Source organism: Acinetobacter sp. ANC 4204, assembly GCF_002135205.1.
In the GTDB taxonomy this organism is placed as follows: Bacteria; Pseudomonadota; Gammaproteobacteria; order Pseudomonadales; family Moraxellaceae; genus Acinetobacter.
On record NZ_NEFZ01000007.1, the window covers coordinates 129,755 to 151,335 of the forward strand.

General features: G+C 40.6%; 22 protein-coding genes. 7 read left to right on the forward strand and 15 right to left on the reverse strand.

Going from position 1 to position 21,581, the window contains the following annotated elements:
• Window positions 1-2: 2 nt before the first annotated feature.
• From kdsB to B9T36_RS14365, 10 genes are all read right to left on the reverse strand, one after another.
• Entirely contained in the window at window positions 3-764 is a 762-nt protein-coding gene (gene kdsB / locus B9T36_RS14320) for a 3-deoxy-manno-octulosonate cytidylyltransferase (RefSeq protein WP_086210143.1), read from the reverse strand.
• Window positions 765-772: 8 nt separating this feature from the next.
• Complete coding sequence (gene lpxK / locus B9T36_RS14325) at window positions 773-1,777, reverse strand: tetraacyldisaccharide 4'-kinase (protein ID WP_086210144.1); 1,005 nt, start codon at window positions 1,775-1,777, stop codon at window positions 773-775.
• 3 nt (window positions 1,778-1,780) lie between these two features.
• Window positions 1,781-3,508 carry a lipid A export permease/ATP-binding protein MsbA gene (gene msbA / locus B9T36_RS14330; protein ID WP_086210145.1) on the reverse strand — a complete coding sequence of 576 codons (1,728 nt, stop codon included), beginning with the start codon at window positions 3,506-3,508 and terminating at the stop codon, window positions 1,781-1,783.
• Window positions 3,508-3,930 (reverse strand): ExbD/TolR family protein, encoded by a 423-nt coding sequence (locus B9T36_RS14335; protein ID WP_086210146.1) that lies wholly within the window; start codon window positions 3,928-3,930, stop codon window positions 3,508-3,510. Before B9T36_RS14335 ends, msbA begins: the two co-directional genes overlap by 1 nt.
• 8 nt (window positions 3,931-3,938) lie before the next feature.
• Window positions 3,939-4,589 (reverse strand): MotA/TolQ/ExbB proton channel family protein, encoded by a 651-nt coding sequence (locus tag B9T36_RS14340; protein WP_086210147.1) that lies wholly within the window; start codon window positions 4,587-4,589, stop codon window positions 3,939-3,941.
• A gap of 36 nt (window positions 4,590-4,625) precedes the next feature.
• Complete coding sequence (locus B9T36_RS14345; protein WP_086210148.1) at window positions 4,626-5,513, reverse strand: ParB/RepB/Spo0J family partition protein; 888 nt, start codon at window positions 5,511-5,513, stop codon at window positions 4,626-4,628.
• Complete coding sequence (locus B9T36_RS14350) at window positions 5,510-6,292, reverse strand: ParA family protein (RefSeq protein WP_086210149.1); 783 nt, start codon at window positions 6,290-6,292, stop codon at window positions 5,510-5,512. Before B9T36_RS14350 ends, B9T36_RS14345 begins: the two co-directional genes overlap by 4 nt.
• Window positions 6,293-6,316: 24 nt before the next feature.
• Window positions 6,317-6,949: a 16S rRNA (guanine(527)-N(7))-methyltransferase RsmG gene (rsmG, locus tag B9T36_RS14355; RefSeq protein WP_086210150.1), complete on the reverse strand. Its 633-nt coding sequence runs from the start codon at window positions 6,947-6,949 to the stop codon at window positions 6,317-6,319.
• An 84-nt stretch (window positions 6,950-7,033) separates the two neighbouring features.
• Complete coding sequence (gene murU / locus B9T36_RS14360) at window positions 7,034-7,723, reverse strand: N-acetylmuramate alpha-1-phosphate uridylyltransferase MurU (protein ID WP_086210151.1); 690 nt, start codon at window positions 7,721-7,723, stop codon at window positions 7,034-7,036.
• Window positions 7,720-8,733, reverse strand: a complete 1,014-nt coding sequence (locus B9T36_RS14365; protein WP_086210152.1) for an aminoglycoside phosphotransferase family protein — start codon at window positions 8,731-8,733, stop codon at window positions 7,720-7,722. Before B9T36_RS14365 ends, murU begins: the two co-directional genes overlap by 4 nt.
• Window positions 8,734-8,853: 120 nt before the next feature.
• On the opposite strand from B9T36_RS14365, the gene B9T36_RS14370 reads away from it, so the two are divergent.
• Together B9T36_RS14370 and B9T36_RS14375 are read left to right on the forward strand one after the other, a co-directional pair.
• The gene (locus B9T36_RS14370) at window positions 8,854-11,313 is read left to right on the forward strand and encodes an LPS-assembly protein LptD (RefSeq protein ID WP_086210153.1); all 2,460 of its coding nucleotides are present in this window, start codon (window positions 8,854-8,856) and stop codon (window positions 11,311-11,313) included.
• Entirely contained in the window at window positions 11,313-12,617 is a 1,305-nt protein-coding gene (locus B9T36_RS14375) for a peptidylprolyl isomerase (RefSeq protein WP_086210154.1), read from the forward strand. The genes B9T36_RS14370 and B9T36_RS14375 overlap by 1 nt, the downstream gene beginning before the upstream one ends.
• A gap of 106 nt (window positions 12,618-12,723) precedes the next feature.
• Here the strand turns inward: B9T36_RS14375 and hfq are convergent, their stop codons facing one another.
• From hfq to tsaE, 4 genes are all read right to left on the reverse strand, one after another.
• Complete coding sequence (gene hfq / locus B9T36_RS14380) at window positions 12,724-13,236, reverse strand: RNA chaperone Hfq (RefSeq protein ID WP_086210155.1); 513 nt, start codon at window positions 13,234-13,236, stop codon at window positions 12,724-12,726.
• Window positions 13,237-13,329: 93 nt separating this feature from the next.
• Window positions 13,330-14,274: a tRNA (adenosine(37)-N6)-dimethylallyltransferase MiaA gene (gene miaA / locus B9T36_RS14385; protein WP_086210156.1), complete on the reverse strand. Its 945-nt coding sequence runs from the start codon at window positions 14,272-14,274 to the stop codon at window positions 13,330-13,332.
• A gap of 6 nt (window positions 14,275-14,280) precedes the next feature.
• Complete coding sequence (mutL, locus tag B9T36_RS14390) at window positions 14,281-16,221, reverse strand: DNA mismatch repair endonuclease MutL (protein ID WP_086210157.1); 1,941 nt, start codon at window positions 16,219-16,221, stop codon at window positions 14,281-14,283.
• Entirely contained in the window at window positions 16,214-16,690 is a 477-nt protein-coding gene (gene tsaE / locus B9T36_RS14395) for a tRNA (adenosine(37)-N6)-threonylcarbamoyltransferase complex ATPase subunit type 1 TsaE (RefSeq protein ID WP_086210158.1), read from the reverse strand. The genes mutL and tsaE overlap by 8 nt, the downstream gene beginning before the upstream one ends.
• A gap of 123 nt (window positions 16,691-16,813) precedes the next feature.
• Here tsaE and B9T36_RS14400 point away from each other — a divergent pair, with 123 nt between their 5' ends.
• The 3 genes from B9T36_RS14400 (at window position 16,814) to B9T36_RS14410 (ending at window position 18,712) form a co-directional block, all read left to right on the forward strand.
• A complete protein-coding gene (locus tag B9T36_RS14400) occupies window positions 16,814-17,728 on the forward strand; it encodes a pseudouridine synthase (RefSeq protein WP_213033329.1) in 915 nt (304 codons plus the stop codon).
• A 113-nt stretch (window positions 17,729-17,841) separates the two neighbouring features.
• Window positions 17,842-18,177, forward strand: a complete 336-nt coding sequence (locus B9T36_RS14405; protein WP_086210159.1) for a type II toxin-antitoxin system RelB/DinJ family antitoxin — start codon at window positions 17,842-17,844, stop codon at window positions 18,175-18,177.
• Window positions 18,178-18,271: 94 nt separating this feature from the next.
• Window positions 18,272-18,712, forward strand: coding sequence for a GNAT family N-acetyltransferase (locus B9T36_RS14410; RefSeq protein WP_086210160.1), 441 nt, complete (start codon window positions 18,272-18,274; stop codon window positions 18,710-18,712).
• An 8-nt stretch (window positions 18,713-18,720) separates the two neighbouring features.
• On the opposite strand, the gene B9T36_RS14415 is transcribed toward B9T36_RS14410, so the two are convergent.
• Window positions 18,721-19,458 (reverse strand): pseudouridine synthase, encoded by a 738-nt coding sequence (locus B9T36_RS14415; RefSeq protein WP_086210161.1) that lies wholly within the window; start codon window positions 19,456-19,458, stop codon window positions 18,721-18,723.
• 136 nt (window positions 19,459-19,594) lie between these two features.
• Here B9T36_RS14415 and B9T36_RS14420 point away from each other — a divergent pair, with 136 nt between their 5' ends.
• Window positions 19,595-20,053, forward strand: a complete 459-nt coding sequence (locus tag B9T36_RS14420) for a DUF441 domain-containing protein (RefSeq protein ID WP_086210162.1) — start codon at window positions 19,595-19,597, stop codon at window positions 20,051-20,053.
• A gap of 248 nt (window positions 20,054-20,301) precedes the next feature.
• Entirely contained in the window at window positions 20,302-21,522 is a 1,221-nt protein-coding gene (locus B9T36_RS14425) for an MFS transporter (protein ID WP_086210163.1), read from the forward strand.
• The last annotated feature ends 59 nt before the right edge of the window (window positions 21,523-21,581 follow it).

Sequence of the window (21,581 nt, forward strand, 5' to 3'; positions counted from 1 at the left end):
AATTATGCAAAATGAGCCACATCCATGGCATTGAGTCGGTCTAAATCTTCCTGAGTATCGACACCTGGCGGTAAATTCGCTTCTGCAACATCTATCGCAATACGATGACCGTTTTCTAAAACACGTAGTTGCTCTAAGCTTTCAAGTTTTTCAAGTGACCCCATGTCCCATGTCACATACTCTTGAAGCAATTTCACACGATAAGCATACAGCCCCAAATGGCGATAGGCTTGATGATGTAAGCTTGGTTCTGCTTGTTTTGCTGCATCACGGTCATAAGGAATAGTGGCACGACTGAAATATAGTGCTTGCTTGTATTTCGACATCACAACCTTAACAATACTGTCACGTTTAAACTCATCTAGATGCTGAATGGGCTCACACAAAGTCGACATTGAACAATCAACTTGAGACTCTAAAAGCTGTGCAACTTGCTTAACTAAACTTGCAGGCAATAGCGGTTCATCACCTTGAACATTCACAATGATATCTTCGCTGGCCCAGCCCTTAATTTTTGCCACTTCACTTAGGCGGTCTGTACCAGATGGATGATCTGTCGAAGTTAACACCACATCCACCCCTTCAGCTTTACAGAGATCATAAATTCGCTGATCATCTGTTGCGACGCACAAATCATCAAAACCCTCTACCTTTTTAGCCTGATCAACCACTCGTAAAATCATTTCACGACCATGAATTTTAAGCAAAGGTTTACCAGACAAACGTGTGCTCGCAAAGCGCGCAGGGATAACAATGTGTTTCATAAAAAACCTTAAGAAATTTTAATACCAACAGAGGCAAGTTGTTGATGCAAAGTGTCATAACATGTGGCTGACAAAACAGCATCGACAGGAACAACCCAAATATCACGAGAATAACTTGGGTTTTGTTTCAGCAAAGCTAAAATTTTAACAGCATCTTTTTCAGTAGTAATGATCGGATTGGCATCATCAAAGACCAAATCTTCTAATTCATATTCATGATGATCAGCAAATTCATGACACTGGAACTGCTGCACGCCCATCCCTTCTAAAGTGCGATAAAAGCGCTGAGGAAATCCAATCCCCACCACAGCATAAAAGTCATCTTGCCGATTAAATACTTTGGCTTCAGTGCTGTTCAACAAATAAGGCTCTGCGACCTCTAAATGCATATGCATCCTATATGTAGGATGATCGGCATGCTCAATTACTGTTCCTTCATTGAGCCTTGACTTTGGTTCGCGCAAATAACCTTCAGGCAATAATTTCGCATTACCTAAACCACGATTATTATCCAACACAATCCATTCAATTTGACGGTTCAATGCCCAGTGTTGCAGACCATCATCACTAATAATTAGATCAATAGGAGAATGCGATAACAGGAGCTCTATGCTTTCTTGTCGGTTTGGTCCCACAGCCATAGGTACATCTGTTGACTGCACAATCAAAGTAGGCTCATCACCGACATATTCGGGCACCGAGTTTAAGTCTACCAGTGCTGGAAAAGGCCCTTTTGCACCATAACCACGACTAATGACTCCGACTCGAATATTTTTACTTTGCAAATAACTGACGAGATGAATCAACAGCGGTGTTTTACCACTCCCGCCTACGGTGATATTGCCAATCACCATCACAGGAACAGGAGCGGTATAGGCTTTTTTAATATTACACCGATACAGTTTTCGGTTCAGAAGAAAACCACCTCGATATAACCAAGACAAGGGTCGAAGCACAATTAACCACTTTGCCTGTGAGTTCCAAGCATCCTGAATAAACTGCGCACCTGACATGGTTTAGTTTTCCTCAAAATTACGCTGATGGAGCTGATAGTAGGCACCTTGTTTTGCAATAAGCTCGGCATGGCTACCTTGTTCTACTATACGCCCTTTATCCATCACCACAATACGGTCTGCATTTTCAATCGTCGATAAACGATGGGCAATCACAATCGTTGTACGGTCACGCATGGCTGCATCAAAAGCACGTTGAATAAAATACTCAGACTCATTATCAAGTGCACTGGTTGCCTCATCTAGAATTAATACAGGCGCGTTTTTCAAAATTGCACGAGCAATCGCAATACGTTGACGTTGTCCACCTGATAGATTAAGACCTTGTGCACCCAACTTAGTGTTATAACCTTGCGGTAATGCCATAATAAAATCATGTGCATACGCAGCTTTTGCTGCCTCAACAACCTCTTCATCAGAGGCATTTTCAAGCTGACCATAGGCAATGTTGTCACGCACAGTACGATTAAATAAAACCACTTGTTGATTAACCATTGCAACTTGATTACGCAGACTATTGATTTCAATGTCGTATATATCTATACCATCAAATAGAATCTGGCCTGATGTCGTATCTTGGAAGCGAACCAACAAATTTACCAAAGACGTTTTACCAGCACCTGAGCGCCCCACCAGCGCAACAGTTTCACCCTCTTTTACACTGAGGTTAAAATCATGTAGAGCATGATGACCATCGGTATACACCAGATTAACATCTTTAAAGTCAATATTACCTCTTAGCGCAGGCGTTAAAGTGCCCGTATTTCTCTCTTCTGGTAAGTCTAAAATTTCAAAAACAGAATGCGCCGCAGCCATACCACGTTGAATCTTCTCATTCACATCTGTCAGTGCTTTAATCGGTTTGCTCAACATACCTGCTGCTGTAATGTAAGCCACAAATTGGCCCGCACTGGTGTCTTGCATGATTTCTGGACGCAACGCAATCCACATCACTACACTTAGCGAAATGGACATAATAAGCTGTACAATCGGACTATTTAATTGTTGTACAACCACCATTTTTAAGCCACGTCGCAAATTTTCCATAGACGTATCTTTAAAACGCTGTTGCTCATAAGTCTGACCACCAAAACCTTTGACCACCAAGTGACCATTGACTGTTTCTTGTACAACATGGTTCACATCACCCATGGTATTTTGTACTTGAATAGATAACTTACGCATACGCTTCGCAGCTTTACGAATAAGCAGACCTATCAGCGGGGCAAAAATCAAAATACATAAAGTCAAACGCCAATTGCTATAAATGAGATAGCCAAGTAAAGCAATGGTAATCAGGCCTTGTTGAACAATGGTTTTTAAGGACTCTGAAGATGCAGCCGTTAACTGCTCAACATTAAACATGATTTTTGCAGTGATATGACCACTGTTATTATCGAGATAATACTGTGAGGGCAAGCGTAATAATTTAGCAAAGACGACTTGGCGAATGTTAAAAACCAAGTTTCTTGAGATCACGGCTGTAAAATAGCCACCCATAAACAAACCTAGCCCACGAAAAAACATCACCAGTACAACCAATAATGGAAATAGCGAAGTGAAACTTTGATCACGATGCTGAATTGCCTCAATAATTTTTTCAAGCAATTTAGCGACAGAAACCTCTGTCGCTGCATTTATAGCAAAACCAATAAATACAAGAATCGCTACGCCCCAATACGGTTTTAAATAGCTCAGTAGACGTAGATAAACTTTAAAATCGTGTTTCACTAATAACCTCGGGAAGGCACTTTCGTACTAATATTGACATTTACAAATCCAAGCTGACCAGCCACATCCATTACACGAATAACATCTTGATGAGTTGCTTTAGCATCAGCAGCAATCACAAACATTAGATCACGACGGTCATTAGAAATCTGTTTAATTGCGGTATTTAATTCTGATGTATCTTTCGATGCAATCGACTGACCATTGATTGAATAGTGTCCTGTGGAATCAACAACAACTTCAATTTTATGATCAAATGTCTTGGGCGGAACTCCCTGCGCATCGGGCAAGGTTAAATTCATACGGCTAAATTGATTAAATGTTGTGGTCAGCAATAAAAACACCAAAATAAACAATAAGCAATCAATCATTGGTGTGAGGTTGATATGAATATCTTCAACTTGTGTGCGCTTGAATTTCATCGTTCACCTTAGCTCGCTTGTTTAACCACAACATCATCATGATTTTCAAGCAACGTTTCTGATTGCTTATAAAATAAAGCGGCATGAAACAAGGTCGATTGCTGTTCCAGTTCAGCAATATATTCTTGTACTAAACGCTGAAAATAGCGGTAAGCAAACAGTGCTGGAATCGCAATGAACATCCCTGCCGCTGTCGTAATCAAAGCTTTTGAAATCCCTGGAATCATCAAAGTTGGATTACTACTGTTACCAATATCAATCATTAAGAACGACTCGATAATACCAAGTACTGTTCCTAATAAGCCTAACAACGGAGCAACAGCACTGAGTGTACCTAGAAAATTAATATTTTTTTCAAGATAGCCAATTTCCTGAGACGCTGTTGCTTCCATCTGTGCACGTGCAAACTGTTCACCTTGAGTTTTACTTTGGTAACCCACTTCCAAAATTCGCCCTAATGTTGTCGTCTGTAAATCAGACTGTTTAAGTTTAGGCAAAATGCTTTGTATGCTTTGTGATGGAGTCAAAAGTAAATCTTTAGGTAGAATCGTCGATCTTTTCAGGCGAATAAAACGCTCCAAGCTAATCGCAACAGTAAAGATTGAACAGAGTACAAGGGGGAGCATGAGCCACCCCCCTGCTTTTACCAATTCCCACATAACACTTCCCCAAGTATTTATAAATTGAAAATAAAATTATTCAGCCAAACAAATATTCAAAATACCATCCAACTCATCGAGTGAATGATAATGAATCGTGAGCTTACCTTTGCCTTGTTTATTATGATCAATTTTGACATTTGCGCTAAAACGATCCGTCAAACGTTGCGTCAACTGTTGAATATCAGGCGCAATTTCCGTTTTTTCTTTTTCTTGCTTAGGTGCATTAAAATCACGAACATATTGTTCAGTCTGACGTACAGACAAACTCTTCTCAATTACTAACTCTGCAACTTTGAGCTGATCTTTTGCCTTCAATGTTAAAATGGCACGCGCATGCCCCATATCGAGTAAACCCTGTTGCATAAAATCTTTCACAGGTTCAGCAAGACTCAATAAACGAAGTAAATTACTTACTGTGGTACGCGCCTTACCCACCGTGTCAGCGATTTCCTGATGGCTCAAGCCAAATTCATCATGAAAACGTTGTAATGCCATCGCCTGATCGACAGGGTTTAAATCTTGGCGCTGAATGTTTTCGATTAAAGCCAGTGCAATGGCAACTTGATCGCTCAAGTCCCTCACAATAGCAGGAACTTCTGTTAAGCCTGCAAGTTGCGCCGCACGCCAACGACGTTCACCCGCAATAATTTCATAAGGATGTTGTTCATTGTCAATTGGACGAATCACAATCGGTTGCATCACCCCATGTTTTTCAATAGATGCAGCTAGCTCTTGTAAGTCTTGCTCATTGATAAAACGACGTGGTTGATATGCACCGCGTTGTAATAAATGAACATCAATCTGCTTGAGTTGACCATGATCAAGCGCTTGTGCTTCAAGTTGTAATTTCTCTTTTTGGATTGAGCCAAGTAAGGCATCTAAACCACGACCTTTTGCTAGTCCACGTTTCTTAACGGTCATGCGTTACTTCCTTTTTTCACTTTGCTTTTCTTAATCATTTCAGCAGCCAAATGTAAATAAGCCACTGCGCCCTTTGAGCTTTTTTCAAAATAAATCACAGGTAAACCATGTGCTGGCGCCTCAGCCAATCGCACATTACGCGGAATGACCGTGTCATAGAGTTTCTTACCGAAGTATTGTTCTAATTCTTCAGATACATCCCGTGTCAGAGCATTACGTGCATCATACATAGTACGTAATACACCAATAATTTTTAACTCTGGGTTCAATGCTTGTTGAATACGATCAATCGTTTGTGTTAAATCAGCCAAACCTTCTAAAGCGTAGTATTCACATTGCATTGGAATCATCACACCATCCACTGCGGCCAAAGCATTGACCGTAATCAGACTTAAACTTGGTGCACAGTCTACAATGATGTAGTCAAATGCTTGTTCGACCTCTTTCAATGCCTCGCGAAGGATAAACTCGCGACCTTCTTGCTCAGCAATCGCCAACTCTACGCCAGCCAAATCACGGTTTGCACCCAAAACTTTATAGCCAACCTCAGCTTTGGTAATTGCAGTTTCAATCGGCACTTCGCCCAGCAACACATCGGTCACTGAATATAGTAAGTCATTTTTTTGAATGCCTGAACCCATGGTCGCATTGCCTTGCGAGTCCATATCAACCAATAACACCCGCTTTTTCAGTACTGCTAAAGATGCAGCCAAATTTACTGCGGTTGTGGTTTTACCAACACCACCTTTTTGGTTCGCAATCGCAATAATTTGTGCCATGACCCGCCCAATCCTTTGAATTTTTTAGATACGTTTTAATAAAAGTAAGTGGCGTTGTTCGTCCAAACGTGGAACCTTTAACGCAATAATTTCACAGCTAAATTCATCTTTAAATGCTTCGACTTCATCCTGTGGGATCAAACCTTTCATCGACGCAATAATGCTGTCTTGATGCATATATGGTTTAGATGCACTGATGAAATCCGTTAAAGATGCAAATGCGCGACTGGTAATAACATCAAACTGCCCAAGCTCGTTAATGCTCTCTTCATTCTCAACACGCGTTTGAACCGCAATTACATTGGTCAATTTTAAGTCTGCAATAAACTGCTTTAAAAAACGAATTTTTTTACCATTTGAATCAAGCAGAACACATTGACGCTCAGGTTGGCAAAGAGCAATAATCATGCCTGGCATGCCACCACCTGTCCCAATATCCAGTAAACGGCCCTGCGGTAAATCTCTTAAAATACTTAAACTATCTAATAAATGCTTTACCAGCATTTCTTTAGGATCACGAATCGCTGTTAAATTGTAAGCTTTGTTCCACAGCACAAGGGCATCTTGATACTTCAGCAATAGATTTAATGCTTCTTCACTCAAATCTAAGCCAAGCTTTTGACTACCTTGCTTTAAGTCTTGAAAAAATGGATGCATAAAGAAGACATCTCAATAAAATTAAACTGAAGTATACCGATTTCTAAGCCGTGGAACAGTAGTTAACGCTTAGTGATTATGCACTTAAACATACTTACCTTGACGAATCTGTAGATCTAGATCACTTAATCGCTCAGGTGTGCCAACATCTACCCATGTTGCCTGCATTTTTTCAGCAGAAATTTTACCAGCCGACATCGCTTCTTTTAACAAAGGTGCCAATGGTCGCTTACCTGCGTCTAGTCCATCAAACATACGTGGATGAAGCACAGCAACACCACTATAAGTTAGCGCCTCACCCGACTGCTCTTGTTCAAAGGTATAAGCCCGTCCTTGATTTAAAATAAAATCTCCTTTGAGATGCTGCACTGGATTGGCAACAAAAACCAAATGAGCTAAATCCTCTCCCAAATCAACATTAAGTAATGATGCAAAGTCAAAAGTCGTCCAGACATCACCATTGATTAAGATAAAAGGTTGCGTACCCAAAAGTGGCAAAGCATTAATGATGCCACCTGCCGTTTCCAACCCTTCTTCCTCACGAGTCCAGCGAATATCGACCCCAAACTGTGAACCATCACCCAAAGCACCAATCAATATATTCGCCAGCCAAGCTGAATTGATTACAATTTCTGTGACCCCAATTTGTTTGAGCTTCTCAATATGCCAAACAATTAAGGGCTTGCCACCGACCTCGAGCAAGGGTTTAGGTTTATACAGTGTGAGGGGGCGCATACGGTTGCCTAGCCCCGCTGCCAAAATCATCGCCTTCATGCAACAACCTCATATTTGCCATATTTTGCTTCAAACTTCTGCATCACTTTATCGCACATAAACTGCATAAAAGGTTGTAGTTCTGCATAAGGTTTACTTTCTTCAAGTAAATACCACATCACCCGTGGTAAATCTTTGAGATAACCTGATTTGCCATCACGCTCAAATAAACGTACAAAAATGCCCAAAATTTTAATATGTCTTTGAATCGCCATTAAATCAGCATCTTGCTTAAACTGCTCAAAGTCACGCCCTTCTTTTGCTGTAGCAGGCAACAAGCCATAAAACACTTTAAACCACTGATAAACCCGCTCAGGATTCCACTGTACATATGCATCGCGTGTAATTGAAATCAGATCGTAAGTATCCGCACCAATCACCGCATCCTGAAAGTCAATCACACCTTGCTCTTGCTCATCGGCCAAAAGCATCAAATTTCGACTGTGGAAATCACGGTGCACAATCACTTGTGGCTGTGCTAAAGCAGCATTGGCTAAAATCGCAAAGGTACGTTTAATCAGCGCAGATTCAGCATCGGAGGGTTTAATCTGTAAACTAGGCAGTAACCAGTCCGTCAGCAGGCTCATTTCCGTCATTAATTTTTCATAAGAATATGCAGGAAAATGCCCTTCACCATCAATGGATTGCAATTGAATCAACTGCTTAAAGCTCTGCTCATAATGAGCATCGACCGTATTATCATCCAACTGTGTAGACAGCAAAACATCTCCAAAATCTTCAAGCAACAAGAAGCCTTGATTTAAATCTTTCGCAACAATATGCGGTACCCGAACACCATTAGCATCGAAAAATTCATCAATCGTCACAAAAGGCACACAATCTTCTTTTTCTGGTGGTGCATCCATGAGCATAAATGTTTTATTATTCAATTTGATTCTTGCATAACGACGGAAGCTTGCATCGCCTGCTAAAAAGTTAATTTCAAATTGATCTGAACCAAGTACAGATGAAATCCAAGTTTGTATCAATTGTTCACGTTGTGTATTCATTTGCGATAAATTCTAATACAGGCTGAGTTTTTAAAGTGCTAAGTGTAGCCACTTATCAACTTTTTCTCTATGATGCGACAATAATTAATTGCGATTAAGCATACTTGGTAAATGAGACACATGAAGCATCAGTTTAAATTTAATCCTTTAGCGACTGCGATATTTACCCTTCTTTGTGGTAGCTCAATCACAAGCTATGCTGCAACATCGTCTACTTCTATTTCAGACGAACAACAATCACTGAAACAAGCTTTACAAGAAAGCTATCCAGGGCAAAAGTTCTACGAGCAATACTATGTTGATAAATCGTCTCCTGAAGCCCAGCAGCGACAAGGCAAGTATTTAAGCTCAGCCTATTGTCAAGGAACATGGTTGACGCCTGTAAGCCCTGAAACCAAAGCTGTTGATGCTACCAATGCAACCTCTACAATCACTGCGGATTATGGTCATTACAATCCACAAGGCAACTCTGTTCTTGAAGGCAATGTGCTTATTGACCAAGAAGGGCGTCAAATTCGTGCCGATAAAATCACCATTGATCAGACACAGACTTTTGCCAATGCAGAAGGTCGTGTGCAAATGGCGCAAAGTGGATTATTGGCTCAAAGTGATCAAATCAATTACAACCTCAAAACCCAGCAAGGTGACTTAAAAAATAGTTTTTATATTGCTGAAGAACAACATGCGCATGGACGTGCAGAACAAATTTTACGTCAGTCGCAAACAACCACTACCTTAAAAAATGCAACTTATAGTACATGTCCGCCAGAAAAAGCACCGACTTGGAAAATTCAAGCAGATGAAATAAAACTCAATCAAGAAACAGGCCGTGGTGAAACGCGTGGTACCAAACTTTATATTAAAGATGTGCCTGTACTCGCAGTTCCTTATTTCAACTTCCCTATTGATGACCGACGCACTACAGGTATCTTGACACCAAGTTTCGGCTTCACCAATGATGGAGGCATCGAACTTGCAGTCCCTGTTTATTTAAATTTAGCACCAAACTACGATGCAACCATTACGCCTCGTTACATCAGTGACCGCGGACCTATGATTGAAGGTGAGTTTAGATATCTCACTGAAAATTTCGGTTCTGGCCAAATTTGGGGTGGTTTCCTTTCATCTGATCGCAAGTATGATGATCAAGACCGTAAAGACTTACACTTTTTACATAACTGGCAAATTAACGAACAATTTTCGACAAACCTCGAATATAACTACGCATCAGATAAAGACTATTTTACGGACTTAAGTAATAATCCAAATACAAAAACAGATCTAAATCTTCGTCGTGCATGGGAACTCAACTATAAAAATGGGATCCCAGGCTTAAAAGCTCAGCTTAAAATTGAAGACTTCCAAACACTGGATGAAACAACACCCTACGTTGACCGTCCTTATGCCCGCTTACCTCAGTTTTTACTCAACTATAAAACTGGTAATGCTTTAGGCTTAGAATACGAATTTAATAATGATACAGCCTACTTTAAAAAGGATTTTGGTACGATTGATGGCGATACCAACGACAGTTTCGAACCAAGTGGTACACGTGTCTACAATGACTTTTCTGTACGTTACAACTATCGTACACCTTGGGCATTTGCGATCCCACAGATCTCTATTCGTAATGTAAATACATTCTATGACCAAGACACGATAAATGAATTTGATAGCACGAATCGTTCATCAAAAGACAAATCATATACTGTTCCACAAATTACCTTTGATGCTGGCTTAACCTTTGAAAAAGAAGGCACATTCTTACAAACCCTCAGTCCGCGCATGTTCTATGCGTATGCTCCATATAAAAATCAAGATGGTGCACCAAACTTTGACTCTGTAGCCGCATCCATTAACTATGATCAACTATTTAGCCCTAATCGTTTCTACGGTCATGACCGCTTAGAAGACAATAACTTCTTGTCGTTAGGGCTCAGTTATAGCTTATTTGATACTGTCGGTCTGGAACGCTTAAAAGCAAGTGTTGGTCAAAGCTATTATTTTGAAGACCGTCGTGTGACTCTTGATCAAACCACAGATTTGTTTGATAACGAAAAACATACTGGTCCAATTGTTAGCGTATCAAGCCAACTCTCACAAAACTTTACCCTTGGTGCTAATTCGGCTTGGATGTCAAATGGCGACAATGCTCAACGAGATTTACAGCTGTATTACACAGGGGATAAAGGCAATTTATACAATGTGGGCTATTACTACCGCAAAGAAATCGCGAACCGCCAAGAGCACTACGATCAAGTGGTTGCATCTTTTGTACAACCTGTACATAACAACTGGCGTATTATGGGCCATGCTCAGTATGACCTTGACAATAATGTCGCGCGCGAATACTTACTAGGCGTCAATTATGAAGCATGTTGCTGGGGTATCTCGGTGTATGGGCGCGAGTATTACAACGACTTAGATGACGTTAGCGATTCAAGTGTAAAACCAAACCGTGCAATTATGGCTGAAGTCACCCTAAAAGGCTTAGGAGGACTAAACAGCAAACTTTCATCATTACTAGAAAATCGTATTCTAGGCTTTAACAATATTAATCAGACTTGGACAGACCGTTAATGAAGACAAAACAGTTCAAACAATTTTTTAAAGCGAGTGCTTTAGCTTTAGCTCTCGCAACCGCTATTCCAACTTTTGTACACGCGTCGGATGAAGTTGTTGCTGTTGTCGATAACAGTGTTATTTTAAAAAGTGACTTAGAAGCAAGCATGGCTGAAGTTAAGCACCAACTTGAAAGTCAGAAAAAACAAGTTCCACCTGAGCAGTATTTAGCACAGCAAGCTTTAGAACAACTGATTATTCGTCAAACCCAGCTTGAACAGGTTAAACGCTACAACATTCAACCTGATGAAAAAAGCTTGAATGATGCTGTTTTAAATGTCGCAAAACAATCTGGAACAACAAGCCTAGAAGCATTTCAACAAAAGTTGGACAAAATGGCACCAGGAACCTATGCCTCTTTGCGTAGTCGTATTGCTGAAGATTTAGCGATTAGCCGTTTACGCCAACAAATCGTCACCTCTCGTATTCAAATCTCAGATCAAGACGTTAAGAACTTCTTAAATACCCCACAAGGTCAAGCCGCATTAGGCAATCAAGTACATGTCTTACATGTGCGTGTTTCTGGTGACAATGCTGACGCTGTGGCGAAACAAGTCAAAAACGTTCTCGCAAGCGACAATGATGTAGCTGCAATTTCTAAAAAATTCAGCACAGCCAACACCAAAGTTGAAGGTGCAGATATGGGCTTTAGAGCACTTTCTGATATTCCAAGTGAACTTGCTGCACGTGTGAGTCCACTCCAAGTTGGACAAACCACTGACCTTATTACAGTCCGTGACGGCGTACATATTTTAAAGTTAGTTGAACGTAAAGGTGCAGAGCAAAAAGCCATTGTACCCCAATATAAAGTACGTCACATTCTTATTCAGCCATCAGAAGTAGTTAGCCCTGAAAACGCAAAACAAATGATCGACAACTTGTATAATCGTGTAGAAAAGGGGGAAGATTTTGCAATTTTAGCTTCGACCTATTCAAACGATACAGGTTCAGCACGTGATGGTGGTAGTCTTGGTTGGGTTAGCCCTGGCGTCATGGTGCCTCAGTTTGAAGAAACCATGAAGAATACCCCTGTTGGACAAATTAGCAAACCATTCCAGACTCAGTTTGGTTGGCATATCCTACAAGTGACAGAAACACGTCAGCAAGATATGACGACTGAATACCAAGAGCGCATGGCACGTCAAGTTTTAGGTGAACGTCAATTTGATGCTGAACTAGATAGTTGGTTACGTGAAATTCGAAACAAAGCTTATGTTGAGATCAAAGATCCAAATTTAGACCGTAAAAATAACAAGTCTTAAAATGTGGCACAAAAAAACCAGCATTCATGCTGGTTTTTTATGACAAAGTCATTTAAAAAATTTTAAATAAAAAAAAGCCTCTCAGCAGAGAGGCTTTTTTTATCAATTAACGATTGTTTTCGTCGTCTTGAGAGTCTTCAAATTTTGATTCGCCATCAAAACCTGCAGATTGACCACCGAAGCCACCTTGACCACCAAAGCCGCCTTGACCACCGAAGCCACCTTGTTGACCGCCGAAGCCGCCTTGACCGCCGAAGCCACCTTGACCGCCGAAGCCACCTTGACCACCGAAGCCACCTTGACCACCGAAGCCACCTTGTTGACCACCAAAGCCACCTTGTTGACCACCAAAGCCGCCTTGTTGACCACCAAAGCCGCCTTGTTGACCAGCACCAGCAGGCGCACCAGCAGGACGTGGATTACGTGCAGGAACAACAGTAGAAATTGCATGTTTGTAAACCATTTGGCTTACCGTATTTTTTAATAAAACAACATATTGGTCGAAAGATTCAATATGACCTTGTAATTTAATACCATTCACAAGGAAGATAGATACAGGAATACGTTCTTTACGGAGAGAATTTAAGAACGGATCTTGCAAAGTTTGACCTTTAGACATGTTATAACTCCAAAAAAAATTAAAAATCAGCGCAAAAAACTATCTTTATTTTTCAATTAAAAATTATAAAAAAGACAGTAGCTAAATTTTGCTTTATCCGTAGCAGTTTCGCAAGTCTTCTTGTGCCTGCGTGATCGTTGAATAGGTTGTAAATTTATGTACTTCTTGCAAAGATCTTAACCAAGTGTATTGACGTTTGGCAAGTTGTCGTGTCGCAAAAAGTGCTTTATGCTCCATTTCTTGTTGTTTTTCGACAGTTTTATCTCCTTTTTGTAAAAATTCGAGTGCTTGTCGATACCCAACTGAGCGCATAGAAGGTAAATTTTCCTTTAAATCGTATTTTTTCATAAGAGCTTCCACTTCATTTAAAAATCCGATATCCCACATAATTTTCAAGCGCTGTGCAATTCTTTGGTGCAATTCAGCTCGATCTGGCACTAAGGCATAATTATGAAAACTATAACGATAAGGTACATTTTTAGGCTGTTCTGCCTGAAGCTTAGTAATGGGCTGCCCAGTCAACTTATAAACTTCTAAAGCACGAATAATCCGTTGTTTATCACTCACTTTAAATTTATCGCCCGCCAAAGGGTCCACACTGCATAATTCTGCATAAACTGCGTTCCAACCCTCACTTTCAGCTTTAGACTCAATCTCGGCACGAACAGCATAATCAGCACTAGGTAAATTACTCGAAAGCCCCTCTAATAGTGCTTTAAAATAGAGCATGGTTCCACCGACTAAAATCGGAGTTTTGCCACGTAAATGCATATCGTCAATCAGGCGACAAGCATCCTCAACAAAATTTGCAGCGGAATACACTTCTAAAGGTGTAATAATATCAATCAAATGATGTGGATATTGCAGCAACTCCTCTTTGGTCGGCTTAGCTGTACCAATATCCATATCCTTAAAGACCAGTGCTGAGTCTACAGAAATGAGTTCAAAATTCCCTTGCTCATAGAGCTGACATGCCAAAGCAGTTTTACCACTTGCAGTTGGCCCCATTAAATTGATGACCGGCAATTGAGTTGACATGTACAACTACTCTCCTCGAGCAAAAAGCTTATCTAGTTGAGCCAATGGAAACGCACGCCAAGTTGGGCGACCATGGTTACATTGGCTGGCAAATTCAGTTTGTTCCATTTGACGAAGCAAAGCATTCATTTCAGCAAGACCTAAAATGCGATGCGCGCGGACAGCACCATGACAGGCCATACCCGCTAAAATTTGATCACGCTTTTGCAGTAAGCCCTGCGCTTCATCATTTGGATCCAAATCATTAAGTAATTCAGGTACCAGCGCCTCAAAATTGGCTTTATGTAAAATCGCAGGCACACCACGAACAATCACCTGCTCATCACCATATTGATCAATTTCAAGACCTAAACGCGCCAATTGATCTTTGAGCTCTTCCACTCTTGTCGCTTGCATCCGTGTGATATTAATCACTTTGGGAATGAGTAACTGCTGAGAAGTCCAGAACTCTGGTTTATCCCATGCGGACTTCATTTGCTGTAGCAGAATACGTTCATGGGCTGCATGCATATCAACAATAATCAGTCCTTCTGTATTTTGAGCCAACACATAAATACCGTGCAATTGTGCAATGGCTATTCCCAACGGATGTTCATCGACTTTAGGGCTTTGCACTGTAAAATCAGCCAAAGGCTGAGCTTGATCAACACTAGATGACGTATCACGCAAAGGCGCTAAATAACTTTGCAAGGCATTATTAAGCTGTTGTGAACCCTGATAACGCGAGGTTTGCGCAGAATAATGAACACCTTGCGGTTGATTTGAACTAAAGTCAGTGAGCACATCCGATGGGGCTTGCTCACCAGTTTGTTCAGGCTCAACATGACGATGCAACTGCAAAGGCTCTTGATAGCGAGGCTGCACAGACATCAAAACTTGATCCTCTGCAATCTTCATTGCATCAGATAAATCTGCGGTTGCCGTTTGAAACTGCGATAAAGTCTCTTTGGCATAGTGCCGGACAAACTCATGCACTTCACGCTGATTTAAAAAACGAATTTCATGTTTGGTTGGATGTACATTGACATCAATATTTTCAGGGTCGACTTCTAAAAACAACAAATAACCTGCGTGCTGATGACCATGTAAAATACCGTCATAAGCCATACGTAGCGCATGAGAGATAGTTTTATCTTTAACAATTCGACCATTCACATAAACATACTGCAAGTCAGCCTGAGCCCGCGCATCGGAGGGATGTCCCAACCAACCTGTTAAACGCATGTTGATACTATCCGCATCCATCCAATACGCATTTTCAGTAAATGCACGACCGAGTAACTGTTGTACGCGCTGAAAACGTAACTCACCACTATCAGCAATCGGTAAGTTCAACTTGATGCTTTGATTATGTTCAAGCACAAAACGAATATCGAAATGAGTCAATGCTAAACGTCGAACGATTTCTTCAATATGACCAAACTCTGTGCCAGGTTTTTTGAGAAATTTGCGACGTGCAGGCACATTAAAAAATAAATCTTGTACCCGAATATGTGTACCTTTCGGTGCAGCTACAGCCTGAATCTCTTGATGGTCAAATGCAGTTCCATTAACTTCGACTTGATAGCCAATCCCATCATCCGCTTGACTACTGGTCAAGGTTAAACGCGAAACTGCGGCAATAGACGCCAAAGCCTCTCCACGAAAACCCAAGCTGACAATTGCATGTAAATCTTCTACAGTTTGGATTTTACTGGTCGCATGGCGCATCACCGCCAAAGGGAGATCTTCAGCGTGAATCCCTCGACCATTGTCCATGATTTCAATTAAAGTACTGCCGCCTTGCTCTACCCGAATAATCAACTCTGTCGCACCTGCATCAATCGAGTTTTCGAGTAACTCTTTGACCACAGACGCAGGGCGTTCAATGACTTCACCTGCTGCAATTTGGTTGGCTAAAGCAGGATTTAGAGTATGAATACGACGTATCTTTAAATCATCACGCATTGTTTAATTGGCTCTCTAAAGCTTGTAATAATGCTACTGACTGAAAACTCAATGTGGCATGTCGTGTCAGCTCATCTTCAGATTTTTGAATATCAATAATTAAGTCCGCCGCAGGGATTTCATCTCCCCCTTTAGATGGCCATTCAAATAAAAACAGTGCATTGGGTGTTTCTAAATAGTCACGAATGCCCATTAACTCCAACTCATACGGATCGTTTAAACGATACAAGTCAAAATGGAAAATATCATGCCCTTGCACTTGGTAAGGTTCAACCAAGGTATAGGTTGGGCTTTTCACTGAACCTTGATGCCCTAAATGCTGTAAATAGTGGCGTGTTAGCGTAGTTTTACCCGCACCCAAATCCCCAATCAAATACACCACACCCGTCGTAAAATGCTGTGCCAAAATTTTCGCTAAATTTTGGGTATCTTGTTCATTATTGAGTGTTAAGTTGAATGAATACTGCATAATACTCACGACAAGTGGCAAAAGAGTAATTATGATAGCATCGCACCCATAAAATGCCCAAGTCGCAAGTTTGAAAACTCGTATTTTCCTGTATCAACCGCCTAGATATTACCTACAAAAAACATGTCCAACCACCAAACTTCTGAATTTTGTCCACCTATGCTCAATGGCGTCAGTGCCAGTAAGGTGTACTTACCTAAACTTCAACCTATGCCTAAAAGCATATTTGCTTATTTATGTGCGCAATTTCAGCACATTGAAGCTGCGGAATGGCGACAGCGTTTTCATGATGGCTTGGTCTATGACGCTGTAGGTAATGTGCTCAGCACAGATTCGGCATATCTTGAAAATCAACATGTGTTTTATTACCGCTTTTTAGCGCGTGAAATTGAAGTACCATTTCAGCATGAGATTTTATTTGAAAATGATCATTTCTTAGTGGTAGATAAGCCACATTTTCTAACTATCAGTCCAACGGGACAATATGTTCAACAAACTCTTTTAGTTCGCCTAAAACAACAGACAGGTATTGAGCATTTAACCCCTATCCATCGCTTAGACCGTGAAACTGCAGGCTTAGTACTTTTCTCCAAGCGCATTGAAACGCGTGGGGCTTATCAACAAATGTTTGCGGAACGGCGGGTGCAAAAGACCTACCATGCAATTGCACCTTTTAACCCAGAACTTAATTTCCCACGAACTGTAAGGGTACACATGCAAAAAGGTGAACCGTTCTACACTATGCGGGTATTAGACAAAGCACCCAATAGTGAAACAGATATTTCGCTGTTGGAATATGACTCAACATGGGCAAAATACGAGCTTAAACCACATACAGGAAAACAGCATCAACTGCGTGTACACCTTAATTCTTTAAGCTGCCCGATTAAAAATGACCCGTTCTATCCTAAAGTTGTACACAAAACCGACGATGATTTCAGCCAACCATTACAGCTTTTAGCCAAGAAATTATCATTTAAAGACCCAATAACTCAACAACTTATGCTGTTCAACTCTCACTTTGAATTGACACTGTAATATAATTGTCATTACAAAACAATTTAAAATTCCATTGTATGAATATTGAAATTACAATGAAATTGATTAAAATAACTTCTACCCTTTAAGTGATTCAAATTATTTAATAAATCATGAGAAAAACAGAAGTCTATCAAATTCGACTCGATTCCCAAGAAAAGAAACAAGCATTTGCCGTGTTTAAACAATTGGGGATTACACCTGCACAAGCCGTTCGTTTGTTCTTCAAACAAGTGGTTTTAACCAAATCTATCCCATTTTCAATTGAAAATCAGAACATCAACTTAGAGCAACTCATTAAATTACGTAAGTTAAAGCAAGAACAAAAAGCAGTCGAACAAATCACAAGCCCCGACTCTACAGCCACTAATGATTTATTTGCCGATGATGAACACATTGATCTATTTGAAGAATTAGCTGCAATTTTGGGTGAAAGTGACAAAACTTAACAGTGTTGCATTTCTAAACAAATTTTAGAAATATCCTGTTCAAAACTTCGGTATGCTTCATGTAAACATTATAAAAAACAGCATGGAGTAATACATGATCGTAAGACGTGCCACCTTAGAAGACTTAGAAAAACTTGCTGTATTATTCGATGAATATCGCCAATTCTATGGCGCATCTTCCAACTTAAGCCTTTCCCAAAAGTTCCTCAAACTTCGTCTTGAAAATGAACAAAGCGTGATTTTTATTCATGTCAAAGACGATGTGATTACTGGTTTTGTCTTATTATACTTAGGCTTTTCTTCCGTGGCTTGTGCAACGTATTATATTTTAGATGATGTCTATGTCTCACCGCCACATCGTCGTCATGGCTCTGCAAAACAACTCATTGATACCGCAATTTTGTTTGCTCGTCATGAAAAAGCGATTCGCATAACACTTGAAACGCAAAAAAATAACTACCAGTCCCACAGCCTATATGAGGCTATGGGTTTTGTAGCGGATAGCGAATTTAAAACCTATCATTGCTTCTTATAGCTACTGATTTATATGCCGTTTTCATGAGGGCCGCTATGACGAGTCTTGGCTAAAGCGACTTGTTCCTCATTTAAATACACCCATCTTCCCTCGACTAAATCAGACAATGTGATTAAGTCGAGTTCTCCAATTTGCTGACGATGCAAACATTCCACCTTATTGCCGACAGCTGCAAGCATACGCTTTACTTGATGATACACTCCCTGATGCACCGTCATTTGCAGTTCACATTCAGCTAATCGTTTTACCCCTGTTGCTGCAAATATCCCTTTTTCATTACGTAACTCAACGCCTTGTTCTAACTGCTGGATTTGTTCATCTGTAATAGGATCAGCCGTTTGCATGCGATACACTTTGGCCACATGCTTTTTAGGATGTGTCAATGCCTGTAAGAATTGACCATCATCAGTAAGCAACAACATGCCAGTCGTGTCTTGATCCAGACGTCCAACACACTGAATACCACGATTCAAGAGCACATCATCAAACAAATCGAAAACACTAAAGTGGTGTGTTGCCTGATGTGAACATTCATAACCCTGAGGTTTATTTAAGGCAATATAGACTTTTTCACGATATTCAAAACTCTCATCATGTACTTTAAAGTGCAAACCATCTAATTTGAGTTTATGTTTAGGGTCTGTAATGATCTGCCCATCAATTTCGATGGTTGCATTTTTAATCAACTGTTGGCAATGCTTCCGCGAACCGAATCCTTGCGACTGCAACATTTTTTCCAACAGCATCAGCACACCACTTTTTCAAATAAAGGCTCATTTTATACTGAAATACAGGAACATCAATCAAAGGACTCGGATCATTCGGCAGACTGGCTAAAAAAACGTTACAATGCACATGTTTTTTTGACCAGTCTCCCCCCCTATGCCGAACTTAGATTTGAACCTGATCGTCCTCCTCATCCTGCTGGCTTGCGGTATTTTCAGTCACAATTCTGCGGTAACCATTGCTGCGGCTGTACTCATTATTTTACGCATGACGCCACTGAGCGAATACTTCCCACTAATCCAACAACATGGATTAAATATCGGCATTATTATTTTAACGATTGCCGTTTTAGTTCCTATTGCCAGTGGTAAAATTAGCGGTGAAAGTATTTTTAAATCTTTCTTAAGCCTTAAATCATTATTAGCGATTGCGATTGGCGTTTTAGTTGCATGGTTAGGTGGACGCGGTGTGAAACTCATGTCGAATCAACCAGATGTAGTTGCAGGTCTGTTGGTTGGAACTGTAGCAGGGGTTGCATTACTGCGTGGTGTACCTGTGGGCCCATTAATTGCCGCAGGTCTACTGACCTTATTAATTGGGACGGGACAATCTTAAATACATGTATCGTAGCTGAAGTCACATTTCAAATATTCACTGAGTTGGCGCTATTTTTGCTTTATCTAAATTAGGCATGACTTTATGGAATAATCAATTAAATGTAGACAAACCAATAGATACTGTATTTAAGAATACTCAGGCATCGCATAGATTTTAGTGTTATTGAATTAACTTATAATATTTTTGAACAACCTAATTTTTATGTGATAAAGAACGTATAATATTTTTCATTTCACTCTCTATTTATGTCCATTCAAAAAAATAGCAGCCCATCAACAGGTCACTTATCTGTCATTATTTTAGCCTTGGCACTCGGTGGTTTTTGTATTGGTACGACTGAATTCGTTGCGATGGGACTCATCCAAGAGATATCGCAGAGTTTCAAGCTTAGTATTCCTATCACAGGACATTTCATTAGTGCCTACGCTTTAGGCGTGACCATTGGTGCACCTGTCATTGCCATTTTGGCTGCAAAAGTTCCGCGTAAAACACTCTTAATTGGACTCATGTTGTTTTATGGTATTGCCAATGCCAGTACAGCACTCGCAAACAGCTATGAGTCTATGCTGATCTCACGTTTTATTGCAGGCTTTCCACACGGCGCATACTTTGGTATTGCCGCTTTGGTGGTAGCAGAGTTTGCAGGAAAACAAAAGCGTGCTTTTGCTGTTGCAATGCTGATGATGGGCCTAAATGTCGCGACCGTGATTGGCGTACCTCTTGCAACTTGGCTCGGACAACTCTATGGTTGGCGGGCAGGTTTTGAGTTTTCGGCATCTATCGCATTTTTAACTGTTGTCGCGATTTGTTTTGGTCTACCCCAAATGCAACGTGATCACACTGCAAGCATTCAAAATGAGCTCCGCGGACTTAAAAATACACAAATGTGGATGACTCTTGCTGTAGGGGCAATTGGTTTTGGTGGACTCTTTTCGGTTTATAGTTATGTATCACCCATTTTGACTGAATATACCCATGCCAGCATTCAAGTTGTTCCTTTTGCACTGGCATGTATCGGGCTAGGTTTAGTGATTGGAGGTGCTGTTGCAGGACACTTTGCCGATAAAAACCTAAACAAAGCCATCATTTGGGTATTGATATCCAATGCCTGTTCTTATGTGCTTTGTGCATTATCAATGGATCATCTTGCGACGGCTCTTATTGCGCTATTTTTAGTGAGTTTCAGTATTGCTGGTCTAGGACCTTTACTGCAAACCCGCTTAATGGATGTTGCTGGTCATGCCCAAGGTCTAGCTGCTTCACTCAATCACTCTGCCTTTAATATTGCCAATGCTTTTGGTGCTTTTATTGGTGGCTGGCTCATTAGCCAAAATCTGGGCTGGTTAGCACCGATTTGGGTAGGTACCTTATTAAGTCTAGGCGGTCTAATCATCTTGCTACTCGCCTTTCAGCATGAAAAAAAGTCAATGTCTATATCTAAAGATGATGTAAATCAAACCTGTTAGACCAATCTAGATTTCTATTCAGATAAAGTAAGGCATGTGTATCAACATTCGATTTGAAC